Here is a 14,172-nt window from a genome sequence, read left to right as displayed (position 1 = left end):
GCAACCCAAAAGGGTGGCCACCATAGATGGAGGTGCCCCTTGGCACGCAAGCTTTTCATCCAGACCCACGGTTGCCAGATGAACGAGTACGATTCCACCCGCATGGTGGATCTGCTCGAATCCAGCCACGGCCTTGAGCAGACCGACAACCCTGATGAAGCGGATGTTCTGCTACTGAACACCTGCTCGATCCGGGAAAAAGCCCAGGAAAAGGTCTTCCATCAGCTTGGCCGCTGGAAAAAGCTCAAGGAAGCCAGGCCCGACATGATTATCGGCGTCGGCGGCTGCGTGGCCAGTCAGGAAGGCGACGCCATCCGTGACCGGGCCCCCTATGTGGACGTGGTCTTCGGCCCCCAGACCCTGCACCGCCTGCCCGGGCTGATCACCCAGGCCGCCAGCACCCGTGAACTGGCCATCGATGTGACCTTCCCGGAGATCGAAAAGTTCGACAACCTGCCCGAGCCCAGCGTCGACGGCCCGACCGCGTTTGTGTCCATCATGGAGGGCTGCTCCAAGTACTGCACCTTCTGTGTGGTGCCGTACACTCGGGGAGAAGAAGTCAGTCGCCCGGTACAGCCGGTACTGGCGGAAATCGAACACCTGGCAGAAATGGGCGTTCGCGAGGTCAACCTGCTGGGGCAGAACGTGAATGCCTACCGTGGCCAGGGCGCCAACGGCGAGGTACTGGATCTGGCCGACCTGATCCTGCTGATCCGTGACATCGATGGCATCGACCGCATTCGCTACACCACCAGCCACCCGGTGGAATTCTCGGATGCCCTGATTCAGGTCTACGCCGAAGTCCCCGAGCTGGTCAGCCACCTGCACCTGCCCGTGCAATCCGGTTCCGACCGCATTCTCGCCATGATGAAGCGCAACCATATGGTGCTGGAATACAAGAGCAAATTGCGCAAGCTCAAGCGGATTCGCCCGGATATCTCGTTTAGCTCCGATTTCATCATTGGCTTCCCCGGTGAAACCGACCGCGACTTCGAAGACACCATGAACCTGATCCACGAGATCGGTTTCGATATGTCCTTCAGCTTTGTCTACAGTGCCCGCCCCGGCACCCCGGCAGCCGACCTGCCAGACGACGTGCCCATGGAGGTCAAGAAACAGCGGCTGGCGATTCTTCAGCAACGCATCAACCAGAATGCCCAGGACATCTCCCGCAAGATGGTGGGCAGCACCCAGCGCATTCTGGTCGACGGCTTTTCCAAGAAGGACCCTGGCCAGCTCAAGGGCCGCACCGAGAACAACCGGGTAGTGAACTTCCGCTGCGACGACACGGACCTGATTGGCAAGTTCGTGGACGTCACCATCGCCGAAGCCTACAGCAACTCCCTGCTCGGTACGGACCCACGCAACCCGGGGTAATAGCCACGTTACAAAGCCACCGCACGGCCGATAAACAACACCGGCCCGGTTGGACGATCCCCCGGCGAACCGCCGGGGGGTTCCAGGGTCAGCTCAAACAGCTGCCCGCTTTTCACCTCTCCCACCTGCGATGCAGGAATCACTACCGGCTGGCCCCGCTCCACCAGCCCCAGCGATCGCGGTCCCTTGGCCGGATCTTGCAGGGTCCAGAACTGGACACTGTGCTGACGGGGATACGCCACCTCCTGCAGAGGAATCAGTTGCAGGTCACCTGACGCGGAGACCGTGACTCGCCAACCCGGCGCAGCAGCCTCTCCCGGCGCCTGCAAGATCACCGTGTAGACCGGTGCTGGCTGACGCAAGGGCCCCAACAGCAAGGCCACCACGACCAGCAGGCTTGCACTCACCGTGCGCCACACAACAGGACTCTGCCACACCCACTGCCAACGGGAAGGTGCCACACCTGCCTGACGGGCAATCCGGCGCCACAACCTTGAAGGCAACGGGGCCGGTTCAAGCAGCTCTGCTGCCCCAAGCCAGTGTTCCTGCCAGTGACCAGCCAGCCGCGACGCGTCCTCATCTTGCGCCAGCCAGGCATCTATCTCCTGGCGGCGTTGCGGGTCATGCAATCCCAGCACATGCTCGGCAATCAGTAGCTGCCGTTCCTGCGGATCATCAGGAATCATAGTCGCAAACACTCCTGTAACCCTTTTAATCCAGATCGAATACGGCTCTTGATGGTCCCCAGCGGCACCGCAAGAGAATCCGCTATCTGTTCATAGGACAGCCCCATGTAGTAAGCCATCAGGATGGGGCGACGACGCTCCAATCGCAGTGTTTTGAGACATTCGATCATCACCTTGCGATCATTGTCTGCCAGCGAGCACTGCTCGGGAGACAACCCCGGATCCGGCCAGCTTTCATCTGGCAGATGACCGACTTCGTAGCGCGATGACCGCCGTTGTTGGTTTAGCAAACGGTAGCGGAGTAATCCGTACAACCAGGCGCGTGCACTGCCTCGCTCATGGCGAAAACGGTGAGCGTTTTTCCAGACCTGTACAAAGGTGTCCTGCAGGGCATCTTCGGCGCAAGCTGACTCACCGGTAAAGCGCCGCGCAAAGGCCAGCATGCGCGGCGCCTCATTGAGATAAAGTTGGTGAAAGGCCTGCCGATCGCCACCAGCGCATGCCTGCATCAGGGCATTGCCGGCCTCCAGATCTGCGGAGATATCATCCATGAAACGGTTTCCCGAAAGGGTAATGGAGCCTTGATACTCCACCACCCCACGAGAAGACCGTGTCAAGACAGGCTGTGCTTACCGTTACTCCGGGCTGCGCCCAAGATCATCGCTGATCAGTGACACGGATTCCGGAGCGGACTGCATCCAGGTCAGTGACGGCGCCACATCGCCGCCAGTGGAGGACAGAATGTTGTCGAAACGCAGCACCATGCCCTGGGACTTCTCCGCCACATAAAGATGCTCACCGTCGAAGGCAATATCCACCGGGTTGCCCAGCTGGGTGGCACCAACCGCATTATTATCACCGTCATCAATGCGCACCGACACCTCCGTGAGCCCATCAGCACCAGACGCATTGCCAAGCACGTACAACTTGCCATCGGTAGGATTTGCGCCACTGCCAACATCAGAAAGAATCAGCTGATCGGTTTCTGCCACATGCACGATACCGTGAAGATTTGTGGGGGCGGCAAAGGCCACCCCGCCCTCTGCCGGAGTGATGACCCTGTCAGCTCCCGCACTGCCACGGCGAGTGCTGTACTCGTCGAAGACCGCCACCGAACCATCGGTGAGCGCAACATACAGCCGGTCTTCATCGGGGTCATAATCCAGATCCCAGGGCGCCACACTCAAGGAAGTACTGAATAGAGGGGCCACATCGCCACCGGCCTGAGCACCATAGACCCGCACCGCCGGGTCACCATTATCGGTCACCAGCACCCAGCCCTGCTGGTCCGCTACATCAAATCCTTTGGGTGATGACAATCCGGTGTTGGCGCCCTCAATCAGCCGATCGCGGCTGGCAGCAAACATTTCACCATCACGGCCCGTGGCCAGGCGGTTGATCACCGCCAAGCCGGTGTCATAGGTGATGTAGGCATCGCCCATTTGATTGAACCCCAGGCTTTCGCGATCCAGTCCAGTGGTAAAGCCACGCTGCATGGCGCCCAGATCGAGGTCCAGCACCACGACATCCGGGTCCGAGGGTGACGCTGGCGCATTACTGGTCACCGCAACGCCTGTGAAGCCCGTGCCGCTTTCATCAATGTCAGAAAGGTCTGCCAGCACCGGCTGGTTGACCACCAGCACCAGAGACTCCGGTTTGGTGCTGTCGACGACATTATCCGGCGCCACATCACCCGAATTACCGGAGACCACATTGTTGTAGACCAGCACCGCATCATTGGATTTTTCCGCGATGTACGCCTTGTCGCCATCCAGCACCAGGTCCACCGGGTTACCCATCATCGTGGCCGGGCCAAACAGGGACCGGGAGGGGGTTACCGTGCCATTAGCCGTGGAAGCATTACCAATCACATACAAGCGCCCGTCATCAGCGACTGCAGCGTCAGCCACATCCGTAATCACCAACGTATCGGTGTCCGCCTGGTAGGCAATACCGTGGATATTAGAGACCGTACCGGCCGTATCCGGGGTCAGGGTACGTGACGGAGTCGCCATGAACCCGCCAGCCACATAATCGTCCACGACCACCACCGTGCCATTGGTCATGGCCAGAAACAGCCGATCAGATGGCTCGTCGTATACCAGATCCCAGGCGTTGCCCGCCAAGGGAGTACTGGCCAGCGGAACCGCGTTTTCACCGGCGGCAGTACCAAAGACTTCTATACTGTTGCCACCCAGATTGGCCGCCATGACCAACCCTGCTTCATGGGCAATCGCAATCCCCTTGAGTGTCATAGACCCCGCGGCAGGCAGGGAGCGATCCAGAGTCGAGACCGCAGAGGCATTATCACTGCGCTCCACCACCTTGTGCAGCGCTTGCAAACGGCTCGGGGCGCCACCACTGTCGTTGGCGGCATAGAGATTCCCCAGCAGGTCCAGCGCAATGCCTTCATTGGCATCGGCGTTAAATGTCTGGATCACATTCAGGCGGCCATCCAGCAGATCCACCTGTCCGGCATTGCTGCTGCCGTTATGCATCACCAGCAGTTGATTGCCCGGCTGCTCACCCGGGAGGGTAATCCGTCCCCGGTCGTTATCGTCACTCCCACAGGCTGCCAGCGCTACCGCCATGGCCAGCGGTGAAAGCCACAAAAAACCTTTGCCGTTCGCATTCATGCGTTATCTCCTTGATGGATATCAATTCCGGCCCACAGCCGGTTGGTGGGGACGCGAGATCCTGCTGCTGATACCCGCAGACAACGCCAACGGATGTAACATTGAGTAAGGCTTTGATGACTTACGGTAAAGCCCTGCGTCTTGGAGCCCCCTGCCGGTTGTTCGACATTCGCCCCGGCGGGCTTGCTGATGGTCAATACACGCGCTAGCCTGCACCGCGAATTTCGCTTCCCCGTAGCCTGGCTTCGGGGTATTCTGGAAGCCACCGCAACAGCCCGAAGGGCCACCTTTTCCATCTTGGACACACCACTCGCTTCACAGCACATCAGCCTCGAACCGAACGATTCCCGTCGCCTGGCCAGCCTCTGCGGCCATCTGGACGAGCACATCAAGCAGATCGCCAACCGGCTGCACGTGGATATTCATAACCGCGGCAACCAGTTTCATCTGGCCGGCGAGCCGGATCTGGTGGAAGCGGCCCGGGCCATCCTCAACGAGCTGTACGACCAGACCCGTGACGGCACCGAGTTGACCCCGGAAATGGTGCATTTGCACCTGCAGCAATCCAACGTGGCTGACAAGGCCGACAACACCGTCGCCTTTCCCACCGACGAGGTGGTAATTCGTACCCGTCGGGTGCGTATCAAACCCCGCGGCGAACACCAGCGCGAATACGTCAAGAAGGTTCGCCAGCACGACATCAACTTCGGCATTGGCCCGGCCGGCACCGGCAAGACCTGGCTGGCCGTAGCCTGTGCCGTCGACGCCCTGGAAAGAGCCGAAGTCCAGCGTATTCTGCTGGTGCGCCCGGCGGTGGAAGCGGGCGAAAAGCTGGGTTTCCTGCCCGGCGACCTGGCCGAAAAAATCGATCCCTACCTGCGTCCCCTTTACGACGCCCTTTATGAAATGCTGGGCTTCGAAAAAGTGGCCAAGCTGATGGAGCGCATGGTGATCGAGGTCGCTCCGCTGGCCTACATGCGCGGCCGCACCCTGAACAACAGCTTTGTGATTCTGGACGAAGCCCAGAACACCACCCCGGAACAGATGAAGATGTTTCTCACCCGTATTGGTTTCGGCACCCGTGCCGTGATCACCGGTGACGTTACCCAGATTGACCTGCCCCGCCATCAACGCTCTGGGCTGATCAATACCCTGGAAGTCCTGGAAGAGGTGAAAGGTATCGGCATCACCCGATTCGACAGCAAGGATGTGGTTCGCCATCCGCTGGTTCAACGCATTGTAGAGGCCTACGACCGTCATGAACGGGATACCGACCCCGACCGTTGAGATCCAGTGGGCCACCGACGCTCCGGATGCCCCCGACGAAAACCACCTGTGCGAATGGGTGCGCAATGCCAGCCGCGCCGCAGGCGGTGTGGTTGGTGATATTACCTTGCGGATTGTCGATGAGAGTGAAATTCGCGAGTTGAATCGCGACTACCGCGACAAGGACAAACCCACCAATGTGCTCTCCTTCCCGTTTGAAATGCCGGAAGGATTACCACAGGATGCCATTGACCCCCTGCTTGGCGACATCATCATTTGTGATGCCGTAGTTCGCCGTGAAGCCGACGAGCAAGGCAAGGCTCTGGATGCCCACTGGGCTCACATGGTCACCCATGGCGTTCTGCACTTGCTGGGCTATGATCACATTGATGACGACGACGCTGCCGTCATGGAAAACCTGGAAATTCAAGCGCTTGGCGAACTGGGCTATTCCGACCCCTACGCCGGGCCCGACCACAACACGGAGCAAGCCCCCTGATGTCAGACGATTACTCGGATAACGGTACCGGCCGAAGTTGGCTGGAGCGTGTCGGCCAGTTTTTCTCTTCCACTCCGGGAGACCGGAGCGAATTACTGGACCTGATGCGCTCCATGCGCGACAGCGACGTTATCGACGGGGACACCCTCGGCATCATTGAAGGGGCCATTGGTGTGGCCGACATGCAGGTGCGGGAAATCATGATCCCCCGCTCCCAGATGGTCAGTATCAAGGCCAGCTCCGACCCTCGGGACTTTCTGCCAACGATCATCGACTGTGCCCATTCCCGCTTCCCGGTGCTGGGCGACGATCCGGATGAAGTGATTGGCATTCTGCTGGCCAAGGATTTGCTACCGTTGATCCTCGAACCGGCCCGTATGGACCGTTTTGCCATCAAGGATCACATCCGCTCGGCTATGGTAGTACCCGAGTCCAAACGACTGGATTCCCTGCTGCGGGAATTCCGTATCAGCCGCAATCACATGGCCATCGTCGTCAATGAGTACGGTGGCGTGGCCGGGCTGGTCACCATCGAGGATGTATTGGAACAAATCGTCGGAGAAATCGAAGACGAGCACGATATCGAAGAAGACGATTACCTGATCAAGGATCTGGATAACGAGGAATATACCGTCAAGGCCCTGACGCCCATCGACGACTTCAACGAACACTTCAACTGCGAGTTCAGCGATGAAGAGTTCGACACCATCGGGGGACTGGTGATGCAGAAGTTCGGGCGCCTGCCAGGACGGGATGAAAGCGTGGAGCTGAACGGCTATCTCTTCACCGTACTCAGCGCCGACGGCAGAACAATAAGATTGCTGCGGGTGACACCGCCGGGGGAAGAACAGGATGACAACATCGTCAGTGAGGCAGAAAGCTGACACCGCCATCTGGCAGCGCTTGCCCTGGGTTATCCTGACACTGGCGCTCTGCCTGCTGGCAGGCGCGCTGTTCAATAGCGGGCAAGGCAAACAACCCGCACTGGTCTGGTACGCACAAAGCGGACTGCAACAGCTGGAATGGGATAACTACCTCTCCTGGCTACGCTTCAACGGCCAGGGCGAGCAAGCCCGCCGGCTGGAACAACAGCTCAGCCAGGGTGACCACCACGCCTACGCAGCTGCCCTGTTCGCTAACGATTTTGTTGCCGATAGCGACGCCCGCGCCCGAGATTTCTGGACTGCCTCACAAAGAGAGCAGTGGAAGACCTTGCGGTCACAAGTCCCCGCACAACTGGCCAGCAGCCCCCTGTATCGCTGGGGGCTCACCGATCAGGCCCCGCGACCGGCCCACTTTTTCACCGCTCCGCTCACCGGCGCCCCGCTCTGGCTGACGCTGCTGGCACTGGCACTACTGGTGCCTCTGGCCGCCCCGCTGGAACAGCGCATCGGTCATGGCAAAACCTTGCTGGTCTGGATTGCCGGCTGCCTGCTTGCCGGTGGCGGCTATCTGCTACTGGCACAGCCTGGCCAACTGCCGTTGCATGGCGCCGCTCCCGCCCTGCTGGGGTTATTCGGCGCAGCCATCGCCAGCCAGAAAACGCCCCTGTCGCTGACGTTACCCGGTGACAACGGCAAACAACTGACGCTTCCCGCCGTGGCATTGTGGGCACTTCCCGCCGCCCTGCTGGCTGCCCTTTCCCTGCAGGCCGACCCTCTGCTGCCCGCCCTGTGCGCCGGCATCATTGCGCTGGCTGGCAGCGCGCTGCTGGTTCAGATACTGCTGCCCCGCGAATCCTTTGATGCAACTGACACCCAGGCGGCACCGGCGCTCACCCCGGAACAGCAACAGGGATTAACCCAGGGCTGGGAAGCCCTCGCCCGACTGGACGGCGAGGCTGCGGCCAACGCGTTCGGCAACCTTCTGGAGAGCGAGCCGCAGCAGTTTGATGCGCTCACCGGGCAATTCACCGCACTGCAACTGGCCCAAGAGGAACTTGCCTGGCAGCACCTGGCCAACACCCTGTTCAGCCACCCCGCTGATGCCCCGGGACAGGCGACCCAGGTCAGCCAATGCTGGAAACAGTTCCGCCAACGCAGTCACACCCCCATCGAAACCCAGGCCGGCTGGCAGCTGGTCAAAACCCTGACCCGGGCCGGAGAGTTCCAGCAGGCGGAAGCGCTGGTGGGGCAACTGGATGACCATGAGTCCCGCAAGAGTGCAATCAGAACCCTGCGTCAGGCGCTGGAAAAAGAAGGGCTCTCCCATCGAGCCAAAGCACTGACCCGCTGACGATAAAGGAATACCCATGTTGAAAAGAATCACAGCCTTCGGCCTGCTGGTGGCAGGTATCAGCGGATGTAACAGCGCCGACATTCCCCGCAACAATCTGCCGGACCGCTACTATCAGCCGGCTCCCTCTCTCAATCAGACAACGACGACCCTCCCGGTCATCAGCATTCGTTATCCCGCGGGGATCGAACCGCAACACCGCGACGCTATTGCCACCCTGTTTGCCGACCATACGCCCTACATGGCCAGAATGGCGGATCAGAAAGAACAAAAGATGGTGGCCAAATTCAAACGTCAACTGGACATTAACCCCAAGGCCCTGCAACAGAGTCTGGAAAAAACCAGTTTTTATGCGCTGTACCTGTATCAGGCGATGCAGGACCAGCTTGCCGACAATGCACACATCGTTCTGGAGCCCACGGTACTGACGCTGGATAGCAACGGAAAACTCACCCAGAAACGTCCCTACCCCGGACTGCCCGCAGACATCTGCATGAACTTCCTCAGTTATGTGGATCCGTATTTTCATCCCGGCACGTGGTCCGGGTTACCCGCTACCTACGGCAAGGGCATCGCCCCCATCGTTAGCCTGCGCATGGACCAGGCCACTCTGGCTGACAGTGATGGCCTCTATGCCGCCACAACACGGCTGATGAATGGCACCCAGTCCGTTCAGGCAGACACACTCGATTGCGATGGTGTGAGTGCCGATATGTTCTCCTTGCTCAACCGTAGCCAGCACTGGTCGCAAGACAGCAAAACCCATTACAGCGCCGTGGTGCCACAGCAATATCCCTACTTCATTCTCAAGATGGATAACTTCGATGAGCGCTTCCCCGCTGCGGATTATCTGAAAGTCTTCGCACTGGACAGCCAGCGTCTGCTCTCTGAGCTACCGCCTTCAGGCAGCCTCATTGGTGCAGCACGTTATGGCCAGTTTATCGCAGGCTTCGATCAACCCCTGGCGCAACGCTGGCAACAGGACTCACTCGCTCCCGGTGATGATCAAGCCCTCGCCGATATCGAATCATTCCGGTTGGCACTGGCCGACTTTGCCGTGGCCAAAAGTCAGGTCCACTTTGATTTGTATCTGGCCACCGATGACTTTCCCGTCAATCAGGCCAAGATTATGGAAGAGGCAAAAATCCTGCGTAACGCCAATCTGCTGACCGGCCTGAAAATCGCAAAAACCGCCTTTATTACCGACCCGCTGAAACTGCTCAACGCAGCCAACGTGAGTGCGGACGAACTCGCCTCGAGCAAGGCCAACCTTTACTTGCTCAGTGGTTACAAGGAAACCGCAGTGGCGGCAGCCGGAGTCTCCATACCGGTATCGGCCACCCTGAACGGCAACCCCACCAGCGTCTCGGCAACCTCCATGGAAAACCTGATTTCACAGCTACAACAACGTTATCGGGACAGCCACCCCACAACACAGTGAACCATAGCGGCCCAGATCGCTACGCCCCCCAGGCCGCTCTGTACTCCGCTACCTGCTGCCGTAGCCTGGCATCGCGGCAATGGCTTTCCACGAAGCGCAGGTACTGCTCAGCCTTGCCACCGAGCCCGAATTTTTCTGCCAACGCACGGGCCAGTAGCAGGTAGGCATTACCCAACTCGGAAAACTCCGGGTGGCGCTCGTGCATTTCCTTGAGCAGATTGACCACCAATTTAGGATCAACGTCATACAGCCCCCGCGCCAACACCAACCGCAGCCCGGGATCGCCCGGCAACCATTGCGGCTGACGTTGCTGCTGCTCGGCGATCAGTTGCCGGGCAGCGGACCAGTTCTCCGCGCTCACCAGCGCATCCAGATAGGGCTCGGCGTTGGCCTGTCGCTCATCCTCACGTCCCAGCACCTGCAGCAATCGGTCCAGACGCTGCCAATCGGCCACGGTGGCCTTTTTGGTTTTCACGACCTTGGCAGTGCTGAGCAATACCTTGTCGTAACGCCCCGCACATAGCTGTACGTTTTGGCGTCGAGCGGCCAGTGGGGTGGTCACTCTCGCGCTCCCGGTATTGATGCCCCACAACCGCCCATGGCGGCCCAGCATTTCGCCGCACAGGGCCGCCAACGATAACCACCAGACAGCCGCGAGCACACCGCCGAGCCCCTGCACCAGCGGGCTCGGCATCACATCTACCGCTACCAGCAACACAGCCACCACAAGCAACCCGCCAAGAGAAGCCAGACCCGCCGCCACGGCATAGTCACGGGGCACACTCACCAGATAGGCAGGAGCCGCCGCATAAGAACCTGGCTCGGCGCCCTGCACCTGGATCGCCAACCACAGGGCGGGTACCAGTAACAACAACAGGGCCCCCATCACCAATCCCGCCGGCACAGAGAAGAACCACATCACCGCCCCGGCCATCAGCATGACCAGCAACGCCGGGGCTGCTTGCAACAAGGCCCCTTTCCAGCCCTGCCCTGAAGACAACGCGTCCCAGCCAGGGACAGCCACCACCGCCCGCCCCCGGCGCGGATGGGTCCGGGCAGCCATGATCGCCTGCCCGAATCCGAATGCCGGCACGCCGCCCAGCAAGGTCAAGGCGAGCAGCTCAGGCACCGGCGGAATCAAGGCGGCCACCAGCCCCCAGACCAGCAACACAGGCAACAGCACTGGAGTGAAGGGCAACCGCAGGCAACGCTCCAGTTGTTGCCAGAGAGGGCCACCGCCCGACTGCCCGGTGGCCTCCACATCCTGGTTACACAACAGGCAGCGGGCTTCCACCAGATTGTCTTCCCGGCCATCCACACACTGCTGACACAGAAACAGACCATCATGACGACAAAACCAGAGCGCCTCCGTGGCCGGATGGTACTTGCAAGGGTGATTCACTATGATGCCCCCAAAGCCGCCGCTGCCCTTTCAGGCCTGGGCCAGTTGAAAGTTCAACTGCCCCCCGGCGGTTGAACGTTATTATGTCCGCTACTTTATTCAATCCATTGCACAGACTCTACCGTTGGCCGCCAGGCGGCTATAAAACAAGGATACCCATGCGTGACCGTCTGCTGGCCCTGATTGCCGGCCTGCTATTTCCGCTTGCCTTTGCGCCCTACGACCTCTGGCCGCTGCTGCTGGTCAGCATCGGCGCCAGCTTCTGGAGCCTGCGTCACGCCCCCAGCGCCCGTGAAGCCATGCTGCGTGGCTGGCTCTACGGGCTGGGCATGTTCGGTTTCGGGGTAAGCTGGGTGCACGTTTCAATGCATGATTACGGCTTCGTGCCCCTGTGGATGGCAATCCCCTTTACCGCGCTCTTTGCCGCCTTTCTGGCGCTCTTCAATGGTCTTGCCTTCTATGCCAGCTGGCGACTGGGACGCGCCGCGCTGGCGTTTGCCGGCTGCTGGCTGCTGATCGACTGGTTCCGGGGCTGGTTCCTGACCGGCTTTCCCTGGCTTTATGCCGGCTACGCCCTGATCGACACCCCGTTTGCCCCCCTCGCGCCTATTGGCGGTGTCTGGCTGCTGACGCTCACCGCGGTACTGCTGGCAAGCTGTGCGGTGCAATGCCGGACCGCCGGTACCCCCCGCCTGACCAGCCTGGCCGTTATCTCACTGCTCGGGGTCATCACGGCAGCCTCGCACTTCGTACAATTCACCCAGGCCACGGGCCAGAACCAAAAGGTCGCGCTGGTGCAGGGCAACATTCCCCAGGACCTCAAGTGGCAAACCTCCATGCGTTCGCGCACCCGGGAGATTTACCATGAACTGACCAGCCACATCCCTGACGGCCATCTGGTCATCTGGCCAGAATCCGCCCTCACCGAGCTGTACCAGGCCATCACGCCGTTTGTGGAAAGCGAAGGTAAAGCATTGGCCGAACGTGGCGGCGGCTTTATCACCGGTGTGCCCTGGCGGACCCTGAGCGACAGCGGTGTTACCTATTACAACAGCATTGCGTCCATCCCCCTGGATGATGGCCAGGGCCATGAGCGGGTTTATCACAAGCAAAAACTGGTGCCATTTGGGGAATATGTTCCTCTTCAATCCCTGATACGCGGCCTGATCCCGTTTTTCGACATGCCCATGTCCAGTTTTACCCCTGGAGATCCCCAGCAACCCAACCTGACGGCTATGGGTCACACCATCGCCCCGTTTATCTGCTATGAAATTCTGTATCCGGAACTGGTGGCGCAACGAAGCCATGATGCCGATGCCCTGATCACCATCAGCAACGACGCCTGGTTCGGCACCTCTGCCGGCCCCCTCCAGCATTTTCAGATGGCCCGCATGCGCGCACTGGAAACCGGCCGCTGGCTGTTGCGCGGCACCAACAACGGAGTCACCGCGGTGATTGACCATCACGGCAAGGTGGTGGATGAGCTGCCCCAGTTCACCCGCGATGTGCTCTATAGCCACTACCAACCGCGAGCTGGGGTAACCCCGTTCATGGCCACCGGTGTATGGCCATGGCTGTTGGTATCCGGGCTGCTGATCCTGGCTGGCTGGACACTGAGGATGAAAAGCCTCACTTAATATCTCTTTTGGGAATAAGCTTATAACCTTATTTGACATTCGGCCCGTAATCGCCTGAAAATAGGGCATCCGATCTTGTCCGACGACCTACGGAGATCCCATGTCCCGGCCCGATGTCACTGCTTTTTTCGATCAGGACACCCATACCGTCAGCTATGTGGTGGCCGACCCGGAAACCCGTCACTGCGCCATTGTGGATTCGGTGCTGGATTACGCTGCCAACGCCGGCCGCACCTCCTGTAGCGGCGCCCAGCGCATTGTCGATTTCGTACGTGAGCAGTCCTTGACCGTGGAATGGCTGCTGGAAACCCATGTCCATGCCGACCATCTCTCTGCTGCGCCCTGGCTACAGCAGCAATTGGGCGGCAAGCTGGCCATTGGAGAACACATCCGCACGGTGCAGGACACCTTCGGCAAGACCTTTAACGCCGGCAGTGACTTCGCCCGGGACGGCAGTCAGTTCGATCACCTGTTTCAGGATGGAGAGACCTATCGGGTCGGCAATCTCCAGGCCAGGGCCCTGCACACGCCCGGCCACACCCCCGCCTGCATGAGCCATGTCATCGGCGATGCGGTGTTCGTGGGCGACACCCTGTTCATGCCCGATTACGGTACCGCCCGTTGTGACTTCCCCGGCGGTGATGCCCGTACCCTGTATCGCTCTATCCAGACGCTAATGGCCTTGCCCGACGCCACCCGCATGTTTCTGTGCCACGACTACCTGCCCGACGACCGCGACCATTTCATTTGGGAGACCACCGTGGGCGAACAGCGCCAGCACAACATTCATGTCCACGACGGCATCAGCGAGACCGAGTTCGTGACCATGCGTGAAACCCGCGATGCCAGCCTGGACATGCCGCGACTGATTCTGCCATCGGTACAGGTCAACATGCGGGCAGGCCATCTACCGCCAGCAGAAGACAACGGCGTGCAGTACCTCAAAATTCCATTGAACCTGTTTGCCGCCCAAGGATGAGATCGGCGCCACAA

General features: G+C 59.9%; 12 protein-coding genes. 8 read left to right on the top strand and 4 right to left on the bottom strand.

Annotated features, from left to right (window positions below; all coding sequences use genetic code 11):
• Positions 1-39 precede the first annotated feature (39 nt).
• A complete protein-coding gene (gene miaB, locus A15D_RS03330) occupies positions 40-1,377 on the top strand; it encodes a tRNA (N6-isopentenyl adenosine(37)-C2)-methylthiotransferase MiaB (RefSeq protein ID WP_022986855.1) in 1,338 nt (445 codons plus the stop codon).
• Between the two features lie 8 nt (positions 1,378-1,385).
• Here the strand turns inward: miaB and A15D_RS03325 are convergent, their stop codons facing one another.
• The 3 genes from A15D_RS03325 to A15D_RS03315 all read right to left on the bottom strand — a co-directional run bounded on the left by A15D_RS03325 (position 1,386) and on the right by A15D_RS03315 (position 4,699).
• Positions 1,386-2,063: an anti-sigma factor domain-containing protein gene (locus A15D_RS03325; protein ID WP_102790768.1), complete on the bottom strand. Its 678-nt coding sequence runs from the start codon at positions 2,061-2,063 to the stop codon at positions 1,386-1,388.
• Positions 2,060-2,614 (bottom strand): RNA polymerase sigma factor, encoded by a 555-nt coding sequence (locus tag A15D_RS03320; RefSeq protein WP_102790767.1) that lies wholly within the window; start codon positions 2,612-2,614, stop codon positions 2,060-2,062. Before A15D_RS03320 ends, A15D_RS03325 begins: the two co-directional genes overlap by 4 nt.
• 84 nt (positions 2,615-2,698) lie before the next feature.
• Entirely contained in the window at positions 2,699-4,699 is a 2,001-nt protein-coding gene (locus A15D_RS03315; protein WP_102790766.1) for a hypothetical protein, read from the bottom strand.
• Between the two features lie 297 nt (positions 4,700-4,996).
• Here A15D_RS03315 and A15D_RS03310 point away from each other — a divergent pair, with 297 nt between their 5' ends.
• The 5 genes from A15D_RS03310 to A15D_RS03290 are packed head-to-tail and all read left to right on the top strand — an operon-like array spanning position 4,997 to position 10,140.
• Entirely contained in the window at positions 4,997-5,986 is a 990-nt protein-coding gene (locus A15D_RS03310) for a PhoH family protein (RefSeq protein ID WP_031227158.1), read from the top strand.
• Positions 5,958-6,464: an rRNA maturation RNase YbeY gene (ybeY, locus tag A15D_RS03305; RefSeq protein ID WP_102790765.1), complete on the top strand. Its 507-nt coding sequence runs from the start codon at positions 5,958-5,960 to the stop codon at positions 6,462-6,464. The genes A15D_RS03310 and ybeY overlap by 29 nt, the downstream gene beginning before the upstream one ends.
• Complete coding sequence (locus tag A15D_RS03300) at positions 6,464-7,348, top strand: HlyC/CorC family transporter (protein WP_102790764.1); 885 nt, start codon at positions 6,464-6,466, stop codon at positions 7,346-7,348. The genes ybeY and A15D_RS03300 overlap by 1 nt, the downstream gene beginning before the upstream one ends.
• Positions 7,317-8,699, top strand: coding sequence for a rhomboid family intramembrane serine protease (locus A15D_RS03295; RefSeq protein WP_102790763.1), 1,383 nt, complete (start codon positions 7,317-7,319; stop codon positions 8,697-8,699). Before A15D_RS03300 ends, A15D_RS03295 begins: the two co-directional genes overlap by 32 nt.
• A gap of 16 nt (positions 8,700-8,715) precedes the next feature.
• On the top strand, positions 8,716-10,140 hold the full coding sequence (locus A15D_RS03290) for a hypothetical protein (protein WP_102790762.1): 1,425 nt from the start codon (positions 8,716-8,718) through the stop codon (positions 10,138-10,140).
• Positions 10,141-10,159: 19 nt separating this feature from the next.
• Here the strand turns inward: A15D_RS03290 and A15D_RS03285 are convergent, their stop codons facing one another.
• Positions 10,160-11,542: a B-box zinc finger protein gene (locus tag A15D_RS03285; RefSeq protein WP_102790761.1), complete on the bottom strand. Its 1,383-nt coding sequence runs from the start codon at positions 11,540-11,542 to the stop codon at positions 10,160-10,162.
• A gap of 158 nt (positions 11,543-11,700) precedes the next feature.
• Here A15D_RS03285 and lnt point away from each other — a divergent pair, with 158 nt between their 5' ends.
• Both lnt and A15D_RS03275 read left to right on the top strand, forming a co-directional pair.
• A complete protein-coding gene (gene lnt, locus A15D_RS03280) occupies positions 11,701-13,179 on the top strand; it encodes an apolipoprotein N-acyltransferase (protein WP_102790760.1) in 1,479 nt (492 codons plus the stop codon).
• Positions 13,180-13,279: 100 nt separating this feature from the next.
• Entirely contained in the window at positions 13,280-14,158 is an 879-nt protein-coding gene (locus A15D_RS03275; RefSeq protein ID WP_102790759.1) for an MBL fold metallo-hydrolase, read from the top strand.
• Positions 14,159-14,172 lie beyond the last annotated feature (14 nt).

Origin of the sequence: Alcanivorax sp. MD8A (assembly GCF_002888555.1) — a bacterium.
GTDB lineage: Bacteria > Pseudomonadota > Gammaproteobacteria > Pseudomonadales > Alcanivoracaceae > Alcanivorax.
The sequence above is the reverse complement of the archived record's forward strand: the minus strand, read 5'-3'. Positions and strand labels throughout refer to the sequence as shown.

Coding starts and splice junctions, on each gene's coding strand:
- A15D_RS03300 (WP_102790764.1), top strand. CDS start 6,464: ATGTCAGACGATTACTCGGATAACGGTACCGGCCGAAGTTGGCTGGAG.
- A15D_RS03325 (WP_102790768.1), bottom strand. CDS start 2,063: ATGATTCCTGATGATCCGCAGGAACGGCAGCTACTGATTGCCGAGCAT.
- A15D_RS03275 (WP_102790759.1), top strand. CDS start 13,280: ATGTCCCGGCCCGATGTCACTGCTTTTTTCGATCAGGACACCCATACC.
- A15D_RS03290 (WP_102790762.1), top strand. CDS start 8,716: ATGTTGAAAAGAATCACAGCCTTCGGCCTGCTGGTGGCAGGTATCAGC.
- ybeY (WP_102790765.1), top strand. CDS start 5,958: ATGAACGGGATACCGACCCCGACCGTTGAGATCCAGTGGGCCACCGAC.
- A15D_RS03320 (WP_102790767.1), bottom strand. CDS start 2,614: ATGGATGATATCTCCGCAGATCTGGAGGCCGGCAATGCCCTGATGCAG.
- lnt (WP_102790760.1), top strand. CDS start 11,701: ATGCGTGACCGTCTGCTGGCCCTGATTGCCGGCCTGCTATTTCCGCTT.
- A15D_RS03295 (WP_102790763.1), top strand. CDS start 7,317: ATGACAACATCGTCAGTGAGGCAGAAAGCTGACACCGCCATCTGGCAG.
- A15D_RS03315 (WP_102790766.1), bottom strand. CDS start 4,699: ATGAATGCGAACGGCAAAGGTTTTTTGTGGCTTTCACCGCTGGCCATG.